Raw genomic sequence first — 21,814 nt, 5'->3', positions numbered from 1 at the left:
GATGGCCGTTGATATGACATTGCCGATACCGCGTGAGGTGTCGCGCGCTGAAAGGGGCGATCGCCTGTTTGTGGTCGGCGGCAAGGTGCTGTGGCTGTGCCTGTTGGGCATCGCGGTGTTGATGCCATTGCTGGCGATTTTCTGGCGTGGTTTCAGCAGCGAGGCCGGGCAGGGCGGCGGCCTGATAGCGGCGCGGGAGCTGCTGAGCAGCGCGAATTTCCATTGGCTGTTGGGCAACAGCCTCAAAGTTTCCCTCAGCGTTGCGGCCATCGTCGTACCGTTGGCCTACCTGTTTGCCTACGCCCTGCAACGCACGATGATTCCCGGCAAGGCCATCTGGCGCGGCCTGTCCCTGCTGCCGTTGATGGCGCCATCGATGCTGCCGGGCATTGCGCTGGTGTACCTGTTCGGTAACCAGGGCCTGCTGCGCGGGCTGCTTGCAGAGAATGTCTACGGCTTCTGGGGGATTGTTTTGGGGGAGGTGATCTACACCTTCCCACATGCGCTGATGATCTTGCTGTCGGCGCTGTCGCTGGCGGATGCGCGGCTGTTCGATGCGGCCTCCAGCATGGGCGCCAGCCCGGCGCGGGCGTTTCGCAGCATCACCTGGCCGGCCACACGCCAGGCGGTGTTTGCCGCGTTTTGCCTGGTGTTCACCCTGACCATCACCGACTTCGGCGTGCCCGTGGTGGTGGGGGGCGACTACCAGGTGCTGGCGCTGGAAGCCTACAAGGCGGTGGTGGGCCAGCAGCAGTTCGGACGCGGCGCGTTGATCGGCATGGTGTTGCTGCTGCCGGCGCTGTTCAGCTTTGGTGTGGATGCGTGGTTACGCCGGCGGCATGGCGACGCCATGAGCGGCCGTGCTCAGGTCTTCCAGCCGGCGCCGTCGCGCCTCAGGGATGGCTGCTACCTGGCGATCGTCCTGCTGATTTGCGCGGTGTTGTTGCTGGTGTTCGGCATGGCGGTGTATTCCTCGCTGGTGAAATTCTGGCCGTACAATCTGTCGCTGTCGCTCAACCACTACCGGTTTGAAGACACGGCGGGCGGCGGTTGGCTGGCCTATCGCAACAGCCTGACCCTGGCGCTGTGTACCGCATTGGCCGGCAGCGTGCTGATTTTCACCGGCGCCTACCTGATGGAAAAGACCCAGGGCCAGAAGGGCCTGACCCTGGCGCTGCGCCTGCTCAGCTTTGTGCCGATGGCCGTGCCGGGGTTGGTGTTGGGGCTAGGCTACGTGTTTTTTTTCAACCTCAACGGCAACCCGCTGCATGTGTTCTACGGGACCATGACCCTGCTGGTGGCGTGCACCATTGCTCATTATTTGACCACCGCGCAGATGACCGCCACCACGGCGCTGCGCCAACTGGACGCCGAATTCGAAGCCGCCGCGCTGTCGCTCAAGGCGCCGCTGTACCGCCACTTTTTGCGCGTCACCGTGCCGATCTGCCTACCGGCGCTGCTGGATATCGTGCGCTACCTGTTTGTGTCGGCGATGACCACCGTGTCTGCCGCGATCTTCCTCTACAGCCCCAGCACCATCCTCGCCGCCGTCGCCGTGTTGAACATGGACGACGCCGGCAATGTGGGCGGTGCGGCGGCCATGTCGAGCCTGATCCTGTTCACTTCGGCCGGTGTCTCGCTGCTGCTGGCGTGGGCCTCACGTGGCGCGTTGCGCCGCTCCCAAGCCTGGCGCCAGAGCGCGCCGGGCCAATAAACATCCTGAAAGGAGATGCTCCATGTTCAAGCCATTGGCCCTGGTCGTTGTCGTGCTTAGCGCATTCAGCCTGAATGCCTTCGCCAAGACCGAACTCACCGTGTACACGGCCCTCGAAGCCGAGCAATTGAAGACCTACAAAAAGGCCTTCGAACAGGCCAACCCCGACGTCGAGATCAAATGGGTGCGCGACTCCACCGGCATCATCACCGCCAAACTGCTGGCCGAAAAAGACCGCCCGCAGGCTGACGTGGTGTGGGGCCTGGCTGCCTCCAGCCTGGCGATCCTCGACCAGCAGGGCATGCTCGACAACTACGCACCCAAGGACCTGGACAAGATCGGCAAAAACTACCGCGACGCCGCCAACCCACCGGCGTGGGTCGGCATGGACGTGTGGGCCGCGACCCTCTGTTTCAATACCGTCGAAGCCGAGAAGCAGGGCCTCACCAAACCGGTGAGCTGGCAGGACCTGACCAAGCCTGAGTACAAGGGCAAGATCGTCATGCCTAACCCGGCGTCCTCGGGCACCGGCTTTCTGGACGTGAGTGCCTGGCTGCAGACCTTCGGCGAGAAGCAGGGCTGGCAGTACATGGACGACTTGCACCAGAACATCGGCCAGTACGTCCACTCCGGTTCCAAGCCGTGCAAGCTGGCGGCTTCCGGCGAGTTCCCGATTGGTATTTCGTTCGAATACCCGGCCGTACAGCTCAAGCGCCAGGGCGCACCGCTGGACATCATCCTGCCGAAGGAAGGCCTGGGTTGGGAGATCGAAGCCACGGCGGTGATCAAGGGCACCGCCCACGCCGAGGCCGCGAAAAAACTCGCCGACTTCTCCGCCAGCCCCGCAGCGATGGAGCTGTACAAGGACAACTTCGCCGTCCTCGCGCAGCCGGGTATCGCCAAGCCGCAAACCGAATTGCCGGCCGATTACGAGCAGCGGTTGATCAAGAACGACTTTGCCTGGGCCTCGAAGCATCGCGACAGCATCCTGGCTGAGTGGCGCAAGCGTTATGACGGCAAGTCGGAGAAGGTGGCCGGTCAGTAAGGTTTTCGTTAGGGCTGATGGCCTCATCGGGGGCTTGCCCCCGATGACGGCTTCGAATTCAGGACATCACTTCATGACACACCACAGCGACCTGCTGATAGTCGGCGCCGGCATCCTCGGCCTGTCCCACGCCTATGCCGCCGCCAAGCGCGGCCTAAAGGTCAAGGTGTTCGAGCGCAGCGCCACGCCGTTGGGCGCGTCAGTGCGCAACTTCGGCCAGGCATTGGTCACCGGCCAGCCGCCTGGGCCGATGCTCGACCTGGCACGGGAAAGCCGCGAAATCTGGGGCCATTGGGCGCAGGTGGCAGGCCTGCAACTCAAGCGCAAGGGCGCGTACCTGTTTGCCCGCACCGAAGCCGAAGAGCACCTGCTCGAAGCTTTCTGCGCCGGGCGCGCACGGCAGCACGGCTACAACGTCGAGCTGTTGCAAGGCGCGGCGCTGAGGGATCTGTATGGCGGCCAGTTTCGTCATCACCGCGCGGCGCTGCATGGCAAGGACGATCAGCAACTGTATTCGCGCGAAGCCATCCCGGCGCTGATCCACTACCTGAGCCAGCAGCTTGACGTGGAGTTTCATTTTTCCACCCTGGTGCGCGACGTCGAGCCGGGCCAGTTGCACAGCACGGCGGGGAGTTTTCGCGGCAAGCAGATCATCGTGTGCTCCGGCCACGATTACCAAACCCTGCTGGCCGAGGCGCTGGCCGAACTCAACCCGCACGTCTGCCGCCTGCAAATGCTGCGGGCCCGGCCGGCGCTTAACCTGAACCTGCAACATGCGTTGCTCACGGGCCTCAGTTGCGTGCATTACGGCGCCTTCGCCGACCTGCCGGAAGCCGCGCCGGTGCAGGCGCAGATCCTGCGTGAAGCCCCGCACCTGCAGGCGCACGGGATTCACCTGCTGATCAGCCCGACGCCCCATGGCGAACTGATCATCGGCGACTCCCACGACTACGGCAGCGATGCGTCGCCGTTCAATGCCGAGCAGGTCGATGACTGGATGATTGAACTGGCCGAGCAGACCTTGGGCTGCACGATCCAAGTGGTGGAGCGTTGGCAGGGTGTGTATGGCGCGCGCGGGCCGGGGCCGTTCTCGTTCGTGCGCGTGGCGCCAGGCGTGAGCGCGGCGTTGATGCACACCGGGGTGGGCATGAGCGTGGGGCCGGCGATGGCCGAGCGCAATATCCGCGCGTTATGGGGCGAGGCGTGATGCATCGGGAACAGGTGATGGCAGCCGATCAGGATTCGTCCAGGCGCTGAGCCAATGCTTCGATCTGTTCCTGACGCTCGGCCTGGCTCAGTCTGGCGTGAGGGTTGAGGGACGACCACTGCGGATGGGCGCGGGCCTTGTGCAGCGCGTCCGGCAACTTGCCTTCACGCCAGGTTTTGTCTTGGGGCGTGTCGACCTTGATGCTGTGCATCGCCGCGTGGCCGCGCAGATTCAGGGCTTTGAGCAATTGGCGTTGGCGCAGGGCGAGCAGGCGCAGCACGCTGTCGTCGACGGTCAGCTCGCGCTGGCCTTTGATTTTGCCCAGCAGGCGGCTGCCATAACCGCGCGCGGTTTGCAGCGCGCCCCCGGCGATGGCACCGGCTAAGGCGGCAGCGCCCAGCGTCAGGCCACCGACCAGCAGGTCTACGCCGGCACCGGCCGCCGCGCCGGCCGCGATCCCACCGCCCACGCGCACGCCGAGTTGCTTGAGGGTTTCCGGGTTGAACAGGTCATCGCCCCAGCGGCCGTCGAGCAGCGGTAGATCGTTGGCGGCAGCGTCCTGCGGGCGGAACCCGAACAGCTTGAGCAACGCCTCCACGCATTTTTGTTCGCGCTGGCGCACGGCTTTACGCAACTCGCTGATGGCTTGCGGCTCATCTTCAGTGACCACGCTGCGCCGGCACGCGGCGCAATCGATCAACAGCTCGGCAATCAACTGCGCGGCGCTTTGCTGGCGGGCCTGGCGTTGGGCTTCTTGATCCAGAATCAAGCGTTCCAATTGCGGCCGTGCGTTTTCCAGCAACAAGGCGAGGCTTTCATACAGGCGACGCTCGCCGTCTTGCGGCGGCGCCACGCTGTCAAACCGCACCAGTGCATGCAGGCCAAGGCGGGCCAGGGCTTCGCGCCACTCCGGTTCGCGGTGCCCGCTGCTGCTGACGAAATTGAGCACCGGCAGCAGCGGTTTGCCGCAACTGGCCAGTACTTGCAGCTCATCACGGTACTTGGCCAGCACCGGCTCGCGGGCGTCGATCACATACAGGCCGGCATCCGAGGCCAGCAGTTGGCGCAATACCTTGGCCTCTTGCTCGAAACGCTGGCGGGCTTCGCTGCCTTCGAGGAACCGTGAGAGGCGCGCCGGGCCATCCAGGCGTTCGCCGGGGCGGTCGAGGCGTTCCAGGTAGTCGAGCAGGGCGATGGCATCTTCCAGGCCGGGCGTGTCGTACAGCTCCAGCAGGGCTTGGCCCTCCACCGACAAGCGCGCGCCTTCCACATGCCGCGTGGTGCTGGGGCGATGGGAGACCTCGCCGAAGCCCACATCGCGGGTCAGCGTGCGCAGCAGCGAGGTCTTGCCCACATTGGTGTGGCCGACCACGGCGAGTTTCAGCGGTTTAGTCATGACCGGTCTCCAGCCAGTTCAGCGGCGCGCAGTCGGCAAACGGCAGCTGCAACTGTTGCAGCGCGGTGTGCCAATCGCCCAGGCGCTCGGCGTCCAGCGCCTGGCCCGGTGGCGCTTGCAGCAACCACACGCGGGTGGCCCCGGCACTGCGCGCCAGTTCGCCGATCAGCGCCAGGCTGCCGCGATCCGGCGAGCGACGAGGGTCGCAGGCAATGGCCAGGCGCGCGGGCGGGAAGCGCGTGAGTTGCTCCAGCAGTTTGTGACGCGATTCGCGGCTGTCGAGAATGCCGGCGTCTTTTACGTTGCCGGGCAATGTGGGCGGCCAGGGGCGTTGATCGTCCAGTTCGATCGCCACCACCAGCGCGCCGTCGCTTTGCAGTTCGCTCACGCCGCCGCTGACGGGGTGCAGGTGTTCCGGGGCGGCGTCGTTGACCCCGAGGCGTTCGCTGCTCGGCATCAAGCGTTCGCGCAATTGGCTGTAGCCGGGCAGGTTCAGGTCCAGGCGCAACGCGGCACGCCCGCGTTTCCAGCGCCATAGGCACAGCAGGGCGAGGATCAACCTTGGCAGCAGGCCATAGACCAGCAACACGCCCACCAGCCAGGCGGCCCAGGCTTGGCGGGCGTTTTCGATAGTCAGTGCCGAGTCGCCGCTGGCGCGGATCATCTCGACGGTCGGCACGTTGAAGCCGAGCCAGGCAGGCAGGGTGCCGAGGGCTTGGGTGACGGCGACAAAGGTGTCGGCGCCGAGGATGGTGGTTTCCCACACGAAGCCGTAGCGCCTTGTGGCAAGCAGCGTCAGCAGGATCACCAACGCACTGAGCAACGCCAGCAGCCATAGGCCGTTGACCAGCGCGCCGACGGCCCAGCGATTGAGCTTTTGGCGCTGCAACAACAGCACTAACGCCGGCGCCAGTTGCGCGGCCTTGGCGTCACGCGCCAGTTTTTCGCTGAGCCATAGCCACAGGCGGCCGAGACTGGCGCTGTGCTCGCCGGCAAACAGCAGGCCCAGGGCCCAACTGAGCAGCAGGATCAGGTTCAAGCCGAGCAGGCTGCCCAGGGCCCAGAACACGTTCACCGGGGCCTGGCCGTTGCCCAGCGCGGCAAAGGCCAGGCCGGCGCCGCTGACAACGGCAACGATCGCCAGCAACACCAGCGCCAGCCGCGCACCTTGCAGCCAGCGGGTGAGGGCGGCGCTGAGGCCATCGCGCTCGGCCAAGTGCAGGGCGCGGTGCTGGATGCGCGCCGGCAGGTCGCCGCCGGCCGTGCGGGCCAGTCGGTTGGCTTCCTGGTCTTCCAGGGGGCCGGCGTGTTCTTCACGCAGGCGCACGGTTTCTGTCAGCCAGAGTGTGTGCAGGGGAGTCAGTGCAGTCACGCGCCGTCCTGTTGAGCAAGTGAGGTTGGAGCATAACCGCTGGCTTGCAGCTCTGGTATTCTCGTCGCCATGAAAAAAACTCTCCCTTTAAGCCTGATCGCAGCCCTCGGTGAAAACCGTGTGATCGGCGTCGATAACCGCATGCCCTGGCATTTGCCGGGGGATTTCAAATATTTCAAGGCCACCACCCTGGGCAAGCCGATCATCATGGGGCGCAAGACCTGGGATTCCCTGGGCCGACCCTTGCCGGGGCGCTTGAACCTTGTGGTCAGCCGTCAGACCGACCTGATGCTGGAAGGTGCGGAAGTTTTTCCGTCACTGGACGCGGCGGTCGAGCGGGCGCAAGCCTGGGCGCTGGAGCAGGGCGTGGATGAACTGATGCTGATCGGCGGTGCGCAGTTGTATGCGCAGGGGTTGGAACAGGCGGATCGCCTGTATCTGACGCGGGTGGCGCTGAGCCCTGAGGGCGATGCGTGGTTTCCGGCGTTTGATGCGAACCAGTGGACGCTGGTTTCCAACCTGCCGAACCCAGCTGAAGGTGATAAGCCGGCCTACAACTTTGAGGTTTGGAAGAGGGCCTAAAAGCATCGGGGGCAAGCCCTCCCACATTGAAATGCATTCCAAATGTGGGAGGGGGCTTGCCCCCGATAGCGGTCTATCAGGCCTGCGCTAACTCCGCATGCTCATCGGCCTCCAGCAACGCTTTATCCGTCTGCCCCATGATCTGGCTGGTGATCGCCCCGGCCGTCATCGAACCATTCACGTTCAAGGCCGTGCGGCCCATGTCGATCAGCGGCTCCACGGAAATCAGCAGCGCCACCAGTGACACCGGCAAGCCCATCGCCGGCAGCACGATCAGCGCGGCAAACGTCGCACCGCCGCCCACGCCCGCCACACCGGCCGAACTCAGGGTCACAATGGCCACCAGGGTCGCGATCCACAGCGGGTCCAGTGGGTTGATGCCCACGGTGGGCGCCACCATCACCGCCAACATCGCAGGATAAAGACCGGCGCAACCGTTCTGGCCGATGGTCGCGCCAAACGAGGCGGCGAAGCCGGCGATGGACTGCGGGATGCCCAGGCGACGGGTTTGCGCTTCGATGCTCAGCGGAATCGCCGCCGCACTGGAGCGGCTGGTGAAAGCAAAGGTCAGCACCGGCCAGACCTTACGGAAAAACCGCAGCGGGTTGACCCCGGCCAGCGACAGCAGCAGGCCATGCACCACGAACATCAGGCCCAGAGCCAGGTACGACACCAGCACAAAACTGCCGAGCTTGATGATGTCTTGCAGGTTGGAGCCGGCGACCACTTTGGTCATCAGCGCCAATACGCCGTACGGGGTCAGCTTCATCACCAGGCGCACCAGGCGCATCACCCAGGCTTGCAGGGTGTCGATGGCATTGAGCACCTTCTGGCCCTTTTCCACGTCGTCCTTGAGCAGTTGCAGCGCGGCAACCCCCAGGAACGCGGCGAAAATCACCACGCTGATAATCGACGTCGGCTTGGCCCGGGCCAGGTCGGCGAACGGGTTGGCCGGCACGAACGAGAGCAGCAACTGCGGGATATTCAGGTCGGCGACCTTGCCCGCGTAATCACTTTGGATTACTTGCAGGCGCGCCATTTCCTGGGTGCCGGCCACCAGGCCGTCGGCGGTGAGGCCGAACAGGTTGGTCAGGCCGATGCCGATCAAGGCCGCAATCGCGGTGGTGAACAGCAGCGTGCCGATGGTCAGGAAGCTGATCTTGCCCAGGGACGCCGCGTTATGCAGGCGTGCCACCGCGCTGAGGATCGAGGCAAATACCAGCGGGATCACGATCATTTGCAGCAATTGTACGTAGCCGTTACCGATCAGATCGAACCAGCCGATGGAGGCCTTGAGCACCGGGTTACCGTCGCCATAGATCGTGTGCAACGCCGCGCCGAACAGCACGCCCAGCACCAGGGCGAACAGCACCTTCTTGGCCAGGCTCCAGTTAGTACGGCGGGTTTGTGCCAGGCCCAGCAACAGGGCCACGAACACCAATAAATTGAGAATCAGGGGCAGATTCATTGAAGCTCCGTTGAGAAGGCAGCCAATCGCGTGAGCCTGCGATTGCGAACCGGGAAGCCTAACAGCTTGAAATATAATGATTTAATACCGATATGGAATGGCGACTGTCGTTTTTGGAATAAGTGGTTGGCGCTCAGGCGTATGCCGCTGGCGGGATCAGGACGCGTACTGTCGTGCTCGACACGGGAACTGTCACAGGGATTTGTTAGCGTCGATGTCTTTCACTTGAGGGAGACAACGCCTATGAAGCTCGCGCCGAAACTACTGGTATCCGCCGCACTTTGCCTGGGGCTCGCCGGCCAGGCGTTTGCCGCCACCGAGTTGAAACACTGGCCGGCACCCGCCGCCAAGCAACTGAATGAAATGATCGCCGCCAACGCCAACAAGGGTAACTTCGCGGTGTTCGACATGGACAACACCAGCTATCGCTACGACCTCGAAGAGTCCCTGCTGCCCTACATGGAAAACAAGGGCCTGATCACCCGCGAGAGCCTTGACCCTTCGCTCAAGCTGATGCCGTTCAAAGACACCGCCGACCACAAAGAGAGCCTGTTCAGTTACTACTATCGCCTGTGCGAAGTGGACGACATGGTCTGCTACCCGTGGGTGGCCCAGGTGTTCTCTGGCTTCACCCTCAAGGAACTCAAGGTTCAGGTGGATGAGCTGATGGCCTCCGGCAAGCCGGTGCCGGTCAGTTATTTTGAAGGCGACGCGGTGAAGACATCCGAGGTGCAGCCGCCCAAAGTCTTCACCGGCCAGGCCGAGCTGTACAACAAGCTGATGGAAAACGGCATCGAGGTGTATGTGATGACGGCCGCTTCCGAGGAGCTGGTGCGCATGGTCGCCGCCGATCCGAAGTACGGCTACAACGTCAAACCCGAAAACGTCATCGGCGTGACCACCCTGCTCAAGGACCGCAAGACCGGCGAGCTGACCACCGCCCGCAAGCAGATCAGCGCCGGCAAGTATGACGAGAAGGCCAACCTCGGCCTGGAACTCACCCCCTACCTGTGGACCCCGGCAACCTGGATGGCCGGCAAACACGCAGCGATCCTCACCTACATCGACGAATGGAAAAAACCAGTGATTGTCGGCGGTGACACACCGACCAGCGACGGCTACATGCTGTTCCACGATGTGGACGTGGCCAAGGGCGGCGTCCACCTGTGGATCAACCGCAAAGACAAGTACATGACCCAACTCAACGGCATGATCGCCAAGCACGCGGCGGCGCAGGCCAAGGAAGGGCTGCCGGTGACGGCGGATAAAAACTGGGTGATCGTGAAGCCGGAAGATATCCAGTGACCATGGATGTAAGCCGGTAAATGTGGGAGCGGGCTTGCTCGCGAATGCGGCCGGTCAGTAACAGATGAGATGACTGACCCAACGCTTTCGCGAGCAAGCCCGCTCCCACATTTTGATCTTCAGCGTCCTGAGTTTTTCTCCAGGCAAAAAAAGCCCCGCACCTGGCGGGGCTTTTTTATGCGCGAAGCTTACAGGCCGTCGAGCATGGCTTTGTTGCGTACCGCACCCTTGTCGGCGCTGGTGGCCAACAATGCGTACGCCTTCAGCGCGGTAGTCACTTTGCGCGGACGCTTCTCTACCGGCTTCCAACCTTTCTTGTCCTGCTCAACCCGGCGTGCCGCCAGTTCTTCGTCGCTGATCAACAGGTTGATCGAGCGGTTTGGAATGTCGATCAGCACCTTGTCGCCATCCTGCACCAGGCCAATCGCGCCGCCGGCAGCGGCTTCCGGCGAAGCATGGCCGATCGACAGGCCCGAGGTGCCGCCGGAGAAGCGGCCGTCGGTGAGCAGGGCGCAAGCTTTGCCCAGGCCCTTGGACTTCAGGTACGACGTGGGGTACAGCATCTCCTGCATACCCGGGCCGCCTTTCGGGCCTTCGTAGCGGATGATCACGATGTCGCCTTCCTTCACTTCGTCAGCGAGGATGCCGCGGACCGAGCTGTCCTGGCTTTCGTAGATCTTGGCGCGGCCTTCGAAGACGTGGATGGACTCATCCACACCGGCGGTTTTGACCACGCAGCCGTCGAGGGCGATGTTGCCGTACAGCACGGCCAGACCGCCTTCCTTGGAGTAGGCGTGTTCGACACTGCGGATGCAGCCGTTTTCACGGTCGGCGTCCAGGGTGTCCCAACGGGTCGACTGGCTGAACGCGGTCTGGGTCGGAATGCCGGCCGGGCCTGCCTTGAAGAAGGTGTGCACGGCTTCGTCGTCGGTCTGGGTGATGTCCCACTTGGCGATGCCTTCGGCCAGGGACGTGCTGTGCACGGTCGGCAGGTCGGTGTGCAGCAGGCCGCCACGGGCCAGGGAGCCGAGGATCGAGAAGATCCCGCCGGCGCGATGCACGTCTTCCATGTGGTACTTCTGGATATTCGGCGCGACCTTGCACAGTTGCGGCACGTGACGGGACAGGCGGTCGATGTCGCGCAGGTCGAAATCGATCTCGGCTTCCTGGGCCGCGGCCAGCAAGTGCAGGATGGTGTTGGTGGAACCGCCCATGGCGATGTCCAGGGTCATGGCGTTTTCGAACGCCTTGAAGTTGGCGATGTTGCGCGGCAACACCGACTCATCGTTCTCGCCGTAGTAGCGCTTGCACAGCTCGACGATGGTACGGCCGGCCTGCAGGAACAGCTGCTCGCGGTCGCTGTGGGTGGCCAGCGTGGAACCGTTGCCCGGTAAGGCCAGCCCTAAGGCTTCCACCAGGCAGTTCATCGAGTTGGCGGTGAACATGCCGGAGCACGAACCGCAGGTCGGGCAGGCGCTGCGCTCGTATTCCGCGACCTTCTCGTCAGATGCGCTGGAATCGGCGGCGATGACCATGGCGTCGACCAGATCGAGGCCGTGGCTGGCCAATTTGGTCTTGCCGGCTTCCATCGGGCCGCCGGAAACGAAGATCACCGGGATGTTCAGGCGCAGGGCGGCCATCAGCATGCCGGGGGTGATCTTGTCGCAGTTGGAGATGCACACGATGGCGTCGGCGCAGTGGGCGTTGACCATGTACTCCACGGAGTCGGCGATGATCTCGCGGCTCGGCAGGGAATACAGCATGCCGTCATGGCCCATGGCGATGCCGTCGTCCACGGCGATGGTGTTGAATTCCTTGGCCACGCCGCCGGCGCGTTCGATTTCGCGGGCGACCAGTTGGCCCAGGTCCTTGAGGTGGACGTGGCCCGGTACGAACTGGGTAAACGAGTTGGCAATCGCGATGATCGGCTTTTTGAAGTCGTCATCTTTCATCCCCGTGGCACGCCACAGCGCGCGCGCACCGGCCATGTTGCGGCCGTGGGTGGATGTTTTCGAGCGGTAATCTGGCATGGAGCACTCCGGGCGGCTAATCGGTATCAAAGGGGAGTGAGCTTCTATTGACGTCTGGAACACCCGAAAAATGGCACTGGTGTCCGGAAGTTGCCGCAAACGTTACGGGATCGCCGTGCGCAGTGGCCTTGAGCTCATAAACCCGCCGGGGGATGACTGGCGATGAATAGGGCCGATTCTACACCGCTGGCGGCTGGAGGGAATGGGGCAATACTCAGCGCCGCCGGCTTTGTTTAGACTAGCGGCCCTTTGCCCTCACCTCGCTCCAAAGGAATTGGAATGCCCGCTATTCACCGTTTTCTAGGGTTCTACCTGCTGATCGGCCTGATCCAGGGAATCGTCTGCTATTACGCCGGACAACTGCATCGCTTGAGCGAGACGCTGTTTTTTGTCACCGGCACCGTTGTGTTGGTAGGTGGTACGGCCTTGCAGTTGCTGGGCGAAAAAGCCCGACATTGGCGCTCATTGCTGCCTACGCTGGCGTTTACCTTGCTGATGGGTGGCATGACGCTGTGGGTCTGCCAGGGCCTTGACCCTGAGGGCAATCCTCGCTGGGCGATCAATTCGTGGGTCATCAGCCTGGTGGTGTTGAGTTATGTCTGCGCCACGTTTCTGTTCGCCTGGCCTGCGGCCAAAGGCGAGCGCTGGCGTTATGAAGCCCTGTTCCTGCAAGCCTGGAGCAGTGTGTTTATTGTGCTGTACGCCCTGATTCTGGTGGCGGTGTTCATGCTGTTGCTCAAGCTCTGGGGCCAACTGTTCCTGATGCTGGGCATCGAGTTTTTCGAGCATCACTTCTGGAGCAAGCTATTCCTGTGCTTCAGCCTGCCGCTGGTGTTCGCCCTGGGGATGTACCTGGCGGCGCGCAGCGAGAAGGTTATCGGCCAGATGCGCGGCATGTTGTTGAGCGCTTGTGGTCTGTTGTTACCGTTGATCGCGCTGATCAGCGTGTTGTTTACCCTGACCTTGCCCTTCACCGGGCTGTCGCGGATTTGGGCGACGGGCTACTCCACCCCGATTCTGCTGGTGCTGGCCGGGGCGCAGTTGTTCCTGCTCAATGGGGTTTTCCAGGATGGCGTGCAACCCCGCCCGTATCCCAAATGGTTGACGCACTTTATCGAGTTGAGCCTGCTGTGCCTGCCGATACTCGCAGGGTTAGCGTTTTACTCAAGCTGGCTGCGGGTCGAGCAATATGCCTTGTCGCCACTGCGCTTCATCGCGCTGGCACTGGCCGTGCTGTGCGGCTTGTATGGCCTGGCGGCGGTGTGGGCGGTGGCCTTGCGCTCGCCGGTCTGGCTGGGCAACTTGCGGCTGACCAACCCGGCCCTGGCGTTGCTGTTCTGTGGGCTGCTGGTGCTGATCAACACGCCGCTCCTGGACCCGGTGCGCCTGAGCGTCGACGATCAGGTGCGGCGTTTGCTCGACGGACGCATCAAGGCTGAAGCGTTTGATGCGCATAACCTGCGATTCGGCTTGGAGAAGGCGGGCCAGGAGGCCTATGCGAAGTTGCAGGTCGACCTGGACCAGGAGCGCATCCTGAACCCGGAGTCACGCCGCGCCCTGCGCGAGCGCATGGACGACACCTCGCTGAGTTTCAGCGAACAGTACGAAAAAGAACGCGCCCAGCGGCCCAAGCCCAAACTGGAATGGATCGGGCCGCAGCCCAAAGACAGCGAACAGTTCGCCGAACTCAGCCTGGACACCGACTCACCCTGCGAGCCCGGCTGTGTACTGTGGGCAGTGGACCTCGATGAAGATGGCCGGCCCGAAGTGCTGGCAATACCCCGCACCAGCTACCGCCACGACTTCAAGCCACCGCGCATTTTTGTGCAGGACAGTAAGGGTGAATGGGACGATCGCGGCCCCTTGCTGTGGACGCAACTGCCGGACGGAGCCGTCGACACTGAAACGCTGATCCACGACATCCGCGCGGGGAAGGTCTCGTTGGCCAAGCCACGTTACCTGCAATTGGAGTCCAGCGACATGTTGCTCACCCCAGTGATTCGGGAGCGATAGTCGCGCCTGCTCGGCGATTGGTTACCAGCCCCCATAGGCTGAACCCGATGAAACTGAAGGCGATGGCCAGCAGCAGATGATTGTCCGCCTGGGCCAGTGCCGCGCTGCTGACGGCGGCGGTGAGGAACATAATGCTGTTTCCCGCCGAGGCCGCCGTACCCGCACGGCTGGAAAACAACAGCATTGCGGCAGAAATGGCGGCGGGCCGAACCAACGTGACGGCGAGGGCGCTGATCAGCATCGGGATCAGCAGGGTGACGGTGGTGATGGCATCCAGGCTTAGGATCAGCGTCAACAGTACGCCGGCGATGCAGAGTAAGCCGAGACCGATATTGATTTGCCGGGACAGCGAAATACGCTTCTGCCAATACGACGCCGCCACACCGCCGAACAGATAAGCCCCGCCGTACACCATCAGCACCAGCGCATATTGGTATGCCGATAGCTTGAGTGTGTCCATGAAGATCAGCGGCGTCACGCTGATCAGGGCGAAGTAGCAGGCGAACACCAGCGCGGCGATCCACCAATAGCGCAGGAAATCGCGATTGGCGGCCACCGCCTTGAGTGTGCTGGTGATCGATACCGACGGGTGGTTCGCACTGGCGGATCTGGACGGCAGGATGCAAAACGCATGGATCAACATGCCCAGCGCCATCAAGGCGAAGCCGTAGAAGCTGCCTTGCCAATCGAAGGTGGTTTGCAGCCAGGAGCCGATCAGCGGTGACAGGGCGACAAAGGAACCGCTGAAGGTCATGTAATAAAGGCGTACTCGGGCCCGGTCCTGTTCTTCGAACAGGTCTTCCACCAGTGCGTGTCCCAAGACGAAGAAACCGCAACCCATGGCCTGGACTGAGCGAAACAGCAGAAAACTCAGGTAGTCAGGCGCCATTGCGCAGCCTATAGCGCCCAAGATCGATAGCGTGATGCAGCCAAGCAAAACTTCCTTACGGCCCCATTTATCCGAGAGTGGGCCGGCGACCAGTTGCGAGATCGAAAACACCAACGTGAACAGGCTGATCGACAGCGCGATGTCTGCGCTGGGGGTGTCGAACCTGGCTGCCAGGGCGGGGAAGGAGGGTAGAAGGATATTGATCGGGAAGAAGCTGATCAGGGAAATGCAGGTGATGAGGGTGAAGCGGGAGAGGGTGGACCCAGACATTGTTTTTATTTTCCGGAGTAAAACCAGAAACCGATACTAGTCCGCGAAAAGTGGAATTCAATCAAAAGTGATGTGGGAAATTTCCGGAAATCACGCACTTTAAATGTGGGAGGGCTTGCCCCTCCCACATTTACATCTGCGCTTGATCTCAGCTGTTAGGCAACAACCGGCACGTAATGCTCTTGATGTACCGCGTCTCCACGATCGCCGGGTGCACCGGATGGTCCGGGCCCTGGCCGCCGCGTTCGAGCATCTGGATGTTGCGGTCCAGGTGGCGGGCGCTGGTGAGCAGGATGTTTTGCAGGTCGTCTTCCGGCAGGTGCATGGAGCACGAGGCGCTGACGAGGATGCCGTCTTTGCTGAGCAGGCGCATGGCTTGCTCGTTGAGGCGGCGGTAGGCGCCTTCGCCGTTTTTCATGTCTTTTTTGCGCTTGATGAAGGCCGGTGGGTCGGCGACGATCACGTCGAAGCGTTCTTCGCTGGCTTTCAGTTCTTTAAGCGCTTCAAAGACGTCGCCTTCGATGCAGGTCATCTTCTCGGCAAAGCCGTTCAGCGCGGCGTTGCGCTCTACGCCGTCGAGGGCGAAGGCCGAAGCGTCGACGCAGAACACTTCACTGGCACCAAAGGCGGCGGCTTGCACGCCCCAGCCGCCGATGTAGCTGTACAGGTCGAGTACGCGTTTGCCTTTGGCATACGGCGCCAGGCGGGCACGGTTCATGCGGTGGTCGTAGAACCAGCCGGTTTTCTGGCCCTGGATCACCGGGGCTTCGAATTTCACGCCGTTCTCTTCCAGCGCAACCCACTCCGGCACCAGGCCGAACACGGTTTCGACGTAGCGGTTGAGGCCTTCGGCGTCGCGCGCGGCGGAGTCGTTCTTGAACAGGATGCCGCTTGGCTTGAGCACTTGGGTCAGTGCGGCGATCACGTCTTCTTTATGCGCTTCCATGGTCGCCGAGGCGATCTGTACCACCAGGATGTCGCCGAAACGGTCGACCACCAGGCCCGGCAGCAGGTCGGAATCACCGTAGACCAGGCGGTAGAACGGCTTGTCGAACAGCCGGTCACGCAGGGACAGGGCGACGTTGAGGCGGTGCACCAGCAGCGACTTGTCCAGCGGCAACTTGATGTCGCGCGACAGCAGGCGCGCGCAGATCAGGTTGTTCGGGCTCATGGCCACGATGCCCAGGGTCTTGCCGCCGGCTGCTTCCAGGATAGCCTGGTCGCCTGCCTGGAAGCCGTGGAGTGGGGTGGCGGCCACGTCGATTTCGTTGCTGTAGACCCACAGGTGGCCGTTGCGCAAACGACGATCGGCGTTGGCTTTGAGACGCAGGCTTGGCAGGGACATGACGTCGCTCCGGAAAAAAGAGCGGGAGTATACCTGTTGCGGCACGGTTCATGTGGGAGCTGGCTTGCCTGCGATGCGGGCGCTGCGGTGTATCTGACGTACGGTGTCGATGCTATCGCGGGCAAGCCCGGCTCCCCCACTGGGTCTGCGTCCAATCCGGTATTTGAGGTGTCGGTCAGCTTTGCTTAGGGGTTAGAATCCTCGCCTAGCCCAGAGTGTGTACTTATGTCCCAAGAGCTTTCCGCCGAACAGATCCAGCAGGCCCTGCAGGGCATCAGCGTGCCCCCTCAGCCGCAAATCATGGTGGATTTGCAGATGGAGCAGTACATGCCCGACCCGGACCTGGAGGTGATCGCGCGGTTGATCTCCCAAGACCCGGGCCTCTCCGGCGCGCTGCTGAAAATCGTCAACTCGTCGTATTACGGGCTGAGCAACAAGATTGCTTCGATCCAGCGTGCGGTGAACCTGCTCGGCAGCCGTTCGATCATCAACCTGATCAACGCCCTGTCGATCAAGGGCGAGATGAGCGATGACACCATCGTCACCCTCAACCGCTTCTGGGATACCGCCCAGGATGTGGCCATGACCTGCCTGACCCTGGCCAAGCGCACCGGCGCCCAGGCAGTCGACGAGGCCTACGCCCTGGGGTTGTTCCACGATTGCGGCGTGCCGCTGATGCTCAAGCGTTTCCCCCAATACATGACCGTGCTTGAACAGGCTTATGCCAACGCGGGGCCCGAGAGCCGCATAGTCGATACCGAAAACACGGCGTTCAACACCAACCATGCGGTGGTCGGCTACTACACGGCCAAGTCCTGGCGCCTGCCGGAGCATGTGACCGACGCCATTGCCAACCACCACAACGCCCTGGCGATTTTCAGCGATGAGTCGACGCGCAATCCGCAGCTGAAGAATCTGCTGGCGATCCTGAAGATGGCCGAGCACATTTGCTCGTCCTACCGGGTGCTGGGCAACCAGGCGGTCGATCATGAGTGGGCGGCCGTCGGCCCTCTGGTGCTGGACTACGTGGGCCTGTCGGAATACGACTTCGAGAGCATGAAGTTGTCGATCCGCGAGCTGGGCGCGCACTGACCCTTCCTTCAAGAGGTACACATGCCCGAGTTACCCGAAGTCGAAACCACCCGGCGCGGGATCGCGCCGCACCTGGAAGGCCAGCGCGTCAGCCGTGTGGTGGTGCGTGAGCGCCGCCTGCGCTGGCCGATCCCGGAAGACCTGGATGTGCGCCTGTCCGGGCAGCGCATCGTGCTGGTGGAGCGGCGCGCCAAGTACCTGCTGATCAACGCCGAAGTCGGCACCTTGATCAGCCACTTGGGGATGTCGGGCAACCTGCGCCTGGTGGAAATCGGCATGCCGGCGGCCAAGCATGAGCATGTGGACATCGAGCTGGAATCGGGCCTGGCCCTGCGCTACACCGACCCACGGCGCTTCGGCGCGATGCTCTGGAGCCAGGACCCACACAACCACGAGCTGCTGATCCGCCTGGGGCCGGAGCCGTTGACCGAGCTGTTTGATGGCGAGCGCCTGTTCCAGCTGTCCCGTGGGCGGTCGATGGCGGTGAAGCCGTTCATCATGGACAACGCGGTGGTGGTGGGCGTAGGCAATATCTATGCGACCGAAGCGCTGTTTGCGGCGGGGATCGATCCGCGTCGCGCGGCGGGCGGTATTTCGCGAGCGCGTTATTTGAAGCTGGCGATCGAGATCAAGCGCGTACTGGCTGCCGCCATCGAGCGTGGCGGGACCACGTTGCGGGACTTTATCGGCGGCGACGGGCAGCCGGGGTATTTCCAGCAGGAGCTGTTCGTCTATGGCCGCGCAGGCGAGGCGTGCAAGGTCTGCGGGACAGAGTTGCGCAATGTGGTGCTGGGGCAGCGGGCGAGTGTGTTTTGCCCTAAGTGCCAGCGCTGATTGCTATGTGAAGGCTGATATAGCCATTGGGGGCAAGCCCCCTCCCACACTTGGAATGCGTTGCAAATGTGGGAGGGGGCTTGCCCCCGATGAGGCCCTTACAGGCACCAAAGAACCTCAAGCCTTACCGGTAATGTTCCGATACTTCTCCATCAACTGCTCGTGCGTCTCCGGATGGGCTTCATCCAGTGGAATGCAATCCACCGGGCACACCTGCTGGCACTGAGGTTCGTCATAGTGGCCGACACACTGGGTACACAGGTTGGGGTCGATCACGTAGATCTCCTCACCTTGGGAAATAGCAGCGTTCGGGCACTCGGGTTCGCAGACGTCGCAATTGATGCAATCGTCGGTGATGATCAGGGACATGGAAACTCCTGCCAGGGCACTCGGCCAAGGCATCTGAAAACGAATGCGCGCAATTGTGCCGCATTGGCGCGCGCAGTGCGAGCAGGCGCCGATTAAGCGGTCTTACTTCTTGAAGCGCAGCGTCAGCGCATCCGCCACGGCCGGGTGGACGAACTTGGTGATATCTCCGCCCAAAGCGGCGATTTCACGGACCAACGTCGAAGAAATGAACGAATAACGCTCAGACGGCGTGAGAAACAGGCTCTCAACCTCCGGCGCCAGTTGCCGGTTCATGTTGGCCAGCTGGAATTCATATTCGAAGTCCGACACCGCGCGCAGGCCACGCAGGAACACGTTGGCGTTCTGCTCCTTGGCGAAATGTGCCAGCAGTGTCGAAAAGCCCACCACTTCTACGTTGGGCAGGTGCTTGGTGACCTCTCGCGCCAGCTCCACGCGCTGCTCCAGGGGAAACAGCGGGTTTTTCTTGGGGCTGGCCGCGACCGCGATGATCACATGGTCGAACAAGCGAGAGGCGCGTTCGACCAGATCGCCATGGCCTTTGGTAATCGGGTCGAAGGTACCTGGGTACAACACTCGGTTCATCGCGTCGTCCTGGCGGAGTCCGTTGGGGAACCGGATGGTATCGCAGCCATCCCGGTCGGCCAAGTCGACTTATGTAGATAGAGGCCGCGAATCGAACGTTTTTTCACGCTGTTTTCAGACGTTCGGCCAATGCGCTGGCCAGTTGTGCGGTCAATCCGTAGACCGATAATTGCGGGTTGGCCCCAATACTGGTGGGGAACAGCGAGCCATCGTGGATCGATAGATTGCGTAATTGGTGATGACGACCGAGGCTGTCGGCCACCGCGTTTGTCGGGTCTTCACCCATGGCGCAACCGCCCATCACATGAGCGCTGCCCAGGCAGGTGCGGTGCAGTTCCAGGTTCAAGCCGTCGATCAAGGTACGCGCTTCGGCCAAGGTTTTTATGTAGCGCGCATCGTGGTGCAGCGGTTTGACGGACTTGGCGCCCGCCGCGAACTGGATCTCGGCCATGCTGTGAAACGCCCGGCGCAGGCCGTCCCACGCATAGGGCGACACCTGATAGTCGAGCACCGGCGTGCCGTCGCCGCGCAGTTCCACGTTGCCGCCGGGGCTGTCGGGGTGGAAGCCGTCGCGCAGCAGCGCGAGCATGGCGTGGGTGTTGGGCAGTTGGCTCATGTCCAGGGCGTTTTGCGTGCCGTAGCCCCCCAGCAAGGTGCTGGCCAAGGCCGGATGCAAGGGGGGCGCCTCAAGCTTGTAGGACATTTTGCCAGTGGTGCCATCCTGCCACTGGAAATGGTCGGAGTAGATGGACTGTGGCGCGCCGTAGAACGGGTTGATCACCTCGTCGAACAAGGCGGCGGAAAAATTCACCAAGTGCAAAAAGGTGCGCTTGCCCAGCCGCGAGTGCGGGTCGGGTGCGTCCGAGCGCATCAGCAGCGCCGGGCTGTTGATGCCGCCGCCCGACAGCACGTAGTGCTTGGCCTTCACGGTAATCTTGCGCCCGGTGGGGGCTACGCAGCGCGCGTCCATCGCCAGGCATTCCAGGCTGCTGATGCGGTCGCCGCTGTAGTTCAAGCGTTCGGCGCGAGCCAGGTACAGCAGCTCGCCGCCTTTTTCCAGGGTGGATGGGATGGTGGTCACCAGCATCGATTGCTTGGCGTTGACCGGGCAACCCATGCCGCAATAGCCCAGGTTGAAGCAGCCACGCACATTGCGCGGGATCACATGCCAGCTGTAGCCCAGTTGCTCGCAGCCCTTGCGGATCACGTCGTTGTTAGCGTTCGGTGGCACGGCCCAAGGCGCGATGCCCAGGCGTTGTTCCATCTTCTCGAACCACGGCGCCATCTCGGCACTGCTGTGGCCTTTGACCGCATATTCGCTGGCCCAGTGGGCGAGGGTGGCGTCCGGGGTGCGGAAGCTGGAGGTCCAGTTGATCAACGTAGTGCCGCCCACGGCTCGGCCCTGCAGGATAGTGATCGCGCCGTCCTTGCTCATGCGGCCGATACCCTCCTGGTACAGGCTGGTGTAGGCCTCGTCCTCGAGCAACTTGAAGTCGCTGCTGGTCTTGAGCGGGCCTTCTTCGATCAGCAGCACCTTGTAGCCGGCGGCGCTGAGGATCTCGGCGGTGGTGCCACCACCTGCGCCGCTGCCGATGATGGCCACGTCGGCTTCCAGGGTCAGGTCGTTATCGAGGGCGGCGCCGTTGTGGGTTTTCCAGCCACGGGCAAGGCCTTCGCGGAACAGATCGGGTACGGGCATCAGGGTCGTCTCTTGTTTTTATTGTGGGGGATGCGAATCAGATCTTCGGCGGGCCGGGATAGCCGCAATGGGCCCACGCGGCCGGTTGGAAGTACCAGGCCATGATCACCAGTTTGAGCAGTGAGCCCTGGCCCATGCGCAGCAGGTTCAGGTAGCTGTTCTCCCAGCGGTGCAGGAAGTTGCGGATCTGTTCGCTGTCGGCGTTTTCCCAACTGCCCCAGATGCCGGTCAAAGGGCCGCGGGTGATGCCCATGCTCAATACGTCGAACAGTTGCTGCGTGAGCTTGAACATCTCGGGCGACAGGTGCTGCAGGCTGAAATCGAGTTTTTTCAGGGTGTCTTCGACGCCGCTGGCGATTTGCTGGGCACTGGCGACGCCCTCCAGCAACACCGGGATCACCGCGCGCAGAAACGGCAGATCGCTACTGCGCAGCAGGGCAAAGCCGCTGGCCGGTGTGCTGCTGGAGCAGCCGCTGAGGCTGGCGCCCAACCCGGCGGTGGCTAGGAAGGCGCTGGCGCACAGGCCGATTTTTAAGACGCCGCGCCGCGACAGCACGGGTGTTTCAGTCAGGCTAGGGTTCATTGTTATTGTTGTCCCGTGG

The 21,814-nt window shown here is 62.6% G+C and carries 18 protein-coding genes; 8 read left to right on the top strand and 10 right to left on the bottom strand.

Annotated elements, in window-relative coordinates:
• Position 1 precedes the first annotated feature (1 nt).
• The 3 genes from KSS96_RS27165 to KSS96_RS27155 all read left to right on the top strand — a co-directional run bounded on the left by KSS96_RS27165 (position 2) and on the right by KSS96_RS27155 (position 3,966).
• Entirely contained in the window at positions 2–1,714 is a 1,713-nt protein-coding gene (locus tag KSS96_RS27165) for a putative 2-aminoethylphosphonate ABC transporter permease subunit (RefSeq protein ID WP_065879300.1), read from the top strand.
• A 22-nt stretch (positions 1,715–1,736) separates the two neighbouring features.
• Positions 1,737–2,759, top strand: coding sequence for a putative 2-aminoethylphosphonate ABC transporter substrate-binding protein (locus tag KSS96_RS27160; protein ID WP_217855528.1), 1,023 nt, complete (start codon positions 1,737–1,739; stop codon positions 2,757–2,759).
• 73 nt (positions 2,760–2,832) lie between these two features.
• Positions 2,833–3,966 carry a TIGR03364 family FAD-dependent oxidoreductase gene (locus KSS96_RS27155; RefSeq protein ID WP_017530933.1) on the top strand — a complete coding sequence of 378 codons (1,134 nt, stop codon included), beginning with the start codon at positions 2,833–2,835 and terminating at the stop codon, positions 3,964–3,966.
• A 28-nt stretch (positions 3,967–3,994) separates the two neighbouring features.
• On the opposite strand, the gene KSS96_RS27150 is transcribed toward KSS96_RS27155, so the two are convergent.
• Together KSS96_RS27150 and KSS96_RS27145 are read right to left on the bottom strand one after the other, a co-directional pair.
• Entirely contained in the window at positions 3,995–5,362 is a 1,368-nt protein-coding gene (locus KSS96_RS27150) for a GTPase/DUF3482 domain-containing protein (protein WP_137220020.1), read from the bottom strand.
• Positions 5,355–6,734, bottom strand: a complete 1,380-nt coding sequence (locus KSS96_RS27145) for a DUF2868 domain-containing protein (protein WP_017530935.1) — start codon at positions 6,732–6,734, stop codon at positions 5,355–5,357. Before KSS96_RS27145 ends, KSS96_RS27150 begins: the two co-directional genes overlap by 8 nt.
• Before the next feature lie 69 nt (positions 6,735–6,803).
• Between KSS96_RS27145 and KSS96_RS27140 the strand changes: the two genes are divergently transcribed.
• Positions 6,804–7,316, top strand: a complete 513-nt coding sequence (locus KSS96_RS27140; RefSeq protein WP_065879301.1) for a dihydrofolate reductase — start codon at positions 6,804–6,806, stop codon at positions 7,314–7,316.
• Positions 7,317–7,392: 76 nt separating this feature from the next.
• Here the strand turns inward: KSS96_RS27140 and KSS96_RS27135 are convergent, their stop codons facing one another.
• On the bottom strand, positions 7,393–8,784 hold the full coding sequence (locus KSS96_RS27135; protein WP_065879302.1) for an L-cystine transporter: 1,392 nt from the start codon (positions 8,782–8,784) through the stop codon (positions 7,393–7,395).
• A gap of 243 nt (positions 8,785–9,027) precedes the next feature.
• Between KSS96_RS27135 and KSS96_RS27130 the strand changes: the two genes are divergently transcribed.
• On the top strand, positions 9,028–10,089 hold the full coding sequence (locus KSS96_RS27130; protein WP_068938094.1) for a phosphorylcholine phosphatase: 1,062 nt from the start codon (positions 9,028–9,030) through the stop codon (positions 10,087–10,089).
• 188 nt (positions 10,090–10,277) lie between these two features.
• On the opposite strand, the gene ilvD is transcribed toward KSS96_RS27130, so the two are convergent.
• Complete coding sequence (gene ilvD, locus KSS96_RS27125; protein WP_003176721.1) at positions 10,278–12,119, bottom strand: dihydroxy-acid dehydratase; 1,842 nt, start codon at positions 12,117–12,119, stop codon at positions 10,278–10,280.
• Between the two features lie 279 nt (positions 12,120–12,398).
• Here ilvD and KSS96_RS27120 point away from each other — a divergent pair, with 279 nt between their 5' ends.
• Positions 12,399–14,132, top strand: coding sequence for a DUF4153 domain-containing protein (locus KSS96_RS27120; RefSeq protein ID WP_065879304.1), 1,734 nt, complete (start codon positions 12,399–12,401; stop codon positions 14,130–14,132).
• Here the strand turns inward: KSS96_RS27120 and KSS96_RS27115 are convergent.
• Together KSS96_RS27115 and KSS96_RS27110 are read right to left on the bottom strand one after the other, a co-directional pair.
• A complete protein-coding gene (locus KSS96_RS27115) occupies positions 14,107–15,291 on the bottom strand; it encodes an MFS transporter (protein WP_065879305.1) in 1,185 nt (394 codons plus the stop codon). The genes KSS96_RS27120 and KSS96_RS27115 overlap by 26 nt on opposite strands.
• 148 nt (positions 15,292–15,439) lie before the next feature.
• Positions 15,440–16,636 carry a class I SAM-dependent rRNA methyltransferase gene (locus KSS96_RS27110; protein ID WP_005792302.1) on the bottom strand — a complete coding sequence of 399 codons (1,197 nt, stop codon included), beginning with the start codon at positions 16,634–16,636 and terminating at the stop codon, positions 15,440–15,442.
• Between the two features lie 279 nt (positions 16,637–16,915).
• Between KSS96_RS27110 and KSS96_RS27105 the strand changes: the two genes are divergently transcribed.
• Together KSS96_RS27105 and mutM are read left to right on the top strand one after the other, a co-directional pair.
• Positions 16,916–17,728, top strand: coding sequence for an HDOD domain-containing protein (locus KSS96_RS27105; RefSeq protein ID WP_175404224.1), 813 nt, complete (start codon positions 16,916–16,918; stop codon positions 17,726–17,728).
• A 21-nt stretch (positions 17,729–17,749) separates the two neighbouring features.
• A complete protein-coding gene (gene mutM / locus KSS96_RS27100; protein WP_217855526.1) occupies positions 17,750–18,562 on the top strand; it encodes a bifunctional DNA-formamidopyrimidine glycosylase/DNA-(apurinic or apyrimidinic site) lyase in 813 nt (270 codons plus the stop codon).
• 117 nt (positions 18,563–18,679) lie between these two features.
• Here mutM and KSS96_RS27095 read toward each other — a convergent pair whose 3' ends face one another.
• From KSS96_RS27095 to KSS96_RS27080, 4 genes are all read right to left on the bottom strand, one after another.
• The gene (locus KSS96_RS27095; protein ID WP_065879308.1) at positions 18,680–18,931 is read right to left on the bottom strand and encodes a YfhL family 4Fe-4S dicluster ferredoxin; all 252 of its coding nucleotides are present in this window, start codon (positions 18,929–18,931) and stop codon (positions 18,680–18,682) included.
• Positions 18,932–19,033: 102 nt separating this feature from the next.
• Positions 19,034–19,513, bottom strand: coding sequence for a pantetheine-phosphate adenylyltransferase (coaD, locus tag KSS96_RS27090; RefSeq protein WP_065879309.1), 480 nt, complete (start codon positions 19,511–19,513; stop codon positions 19,034–19,036).
• A 103-nt stretch (positions 19,514–19,616) separates the two neighbouring features.
• A complete protein-coding gene (locus tag KSS96_RS27085; RefSeq protein WP_065879310.1) occupies positions 19,617–21,212 on the bottom strand; it encodes a GMC family oxidoreductase in 1,596 nt (531 codons plus the stop codon).
• A gap of 37 nt (positions 21,213–21,249) precedes the next feature.
• The gene (locus tag KSS96_RS27080; RefSeq protein ID WP_017530947.1) at positions 21,250–21,795 is read right to left on the bottom strand and encodes a hypothetical protein; all 546 of its coding nucleotides are present in this window, start codon (positions 21,793–21,795) and stop codon (positions 21,250–21,252) included.
• Between the last annotated feature and the right edge of the window lie 19 nt (positions 21,796–21,814).

The organism is Pseudomonas asgharzadehiana (genome assembly GCF_019139815.1).
Taxonomy (GTDB): domain Bacteria; phylum Pseudomonadota; class Gammaproteobacteria; order Pseudomonadales; family Pseudomonadaceae; genus Aquipseudomonas; species Aquipseudomonas asgharzadehiana.
Note: the sequence above shows the minus strand (reverse complement) of the source record. Positions and strands in the feature narration are given on the sequence as shown.

Bases quoted from the DNA above. Each gene is read 5' to 3' on its own strand.
- KSS96_RS27165 (WP_065879300.1), top strand. From the start codon at position 2: ATGGCCGTTGATATGACATTGCCGATACCGCGTGAGGTGTCGCGCGCT.
- KSS96_RS27160 (WP_217855528.1), top strand. From the start codon at position 1,737: ATGTTCAAGCCATTGGCCCTGGTCGTTGTCGTGCTTAGCGCATTCAGC.
- KSS96_RS27155 (WP_017530933.1), top strand. From the start codon at position 2,833: ATGACACACCACAGCGACCTGCTGATAGTCGGCGCCGGCATCCTCGGC.
- KSS96_RS27150 (WP_137220020.1), bottom strand. From the start codon at position 5,362: ATGACTAAACCGCTGAAACTCGCCGTGGTCGGCCACACCAATGTGGGC.
- KSS96_RS27140 (WP_065879301.1), top strand. From the start codon at position 6,804: ATGAAAAAAACTCTCCCTTTAAGCCTGATCGCAGCCCTCGGTGAAAAC.
- KSS96_RS27135 (WP_065879302.1), bottom strand. From the start codon at position 8,784: ATGAATCTGCCCCTGATTCTCAATTTATTGGTGTTCGTGGCCCTGTTG.
- KSS96_RS27130 (WP_068938094.1), top strand. From the start codon at position 9,028: ATGAAGCTCGCGCCGAAACTACTGGTATCCGCCGCACTTTGCCTGGGG.
- ilvD (WP_003176721.1), bottom strand. From the start codon at position 12,119: ATGCCAGATTACCGCTCGAAAACATCCACCCACGGCCGCAACATGGCC.
- KSS96_RS27120 (WP_065879304.1), top strand. From the start codon at position 12,399: ATGCCCGCTATTCACCGTTTTCTAGGGTTCTACCTGCTGATCGGCCTG.
- KSS96_RS27115 (WP_065879305.1), bottom strand. From the start codon at position 15,291: ATGTCTGGGTCCACCCTCTCCCGCTTCACCCTCATCACCTGCATTTCC.
- KSS96_RS27110 (WP_005792302.1), bottom strand. From the start codon at position 16,636: ATGTCCCTGCCAAGCCTGCGTCTCAAAGCCAACGCCGATCGTCGTTTG.
- mutM (WP_217855526.1), top strand. From the start codon at position 17,750: ATGCCCGAGTTACCCGAAGTCGAAACCACCCGGCGCGGGATCGCGCCG.
- KSS96_RS27095 (WP_065879308.1), bottom strand. From the start codon at position 18,931: ATGTCCCTGATCATCACCGACGATTGCATCAATTGCGACGTCTGCGAA.
- coaD (WP_065879309.1), bottom strand. From the start codon at position 19,513: ATGAACCGAGTGTTGTACCCAGGTACCTTCGACCCGATTACCAAAGGC.
- KSS96_RS27085 (WP_065879310.1), bottom strand. From the start codon at position 21,212: ATGCCCGTACCCGATCTGTTCCGCGAAGGCCTTGCCCGTGGCTGGAAA.
- KSS96_RS27080 (WP_017530947.1), bottom strand. From the start codon at position 21,795: ATGAACCCTAGCCTGACTGAAACACCCGTGCTGTCGCGGCGCGGCGTC.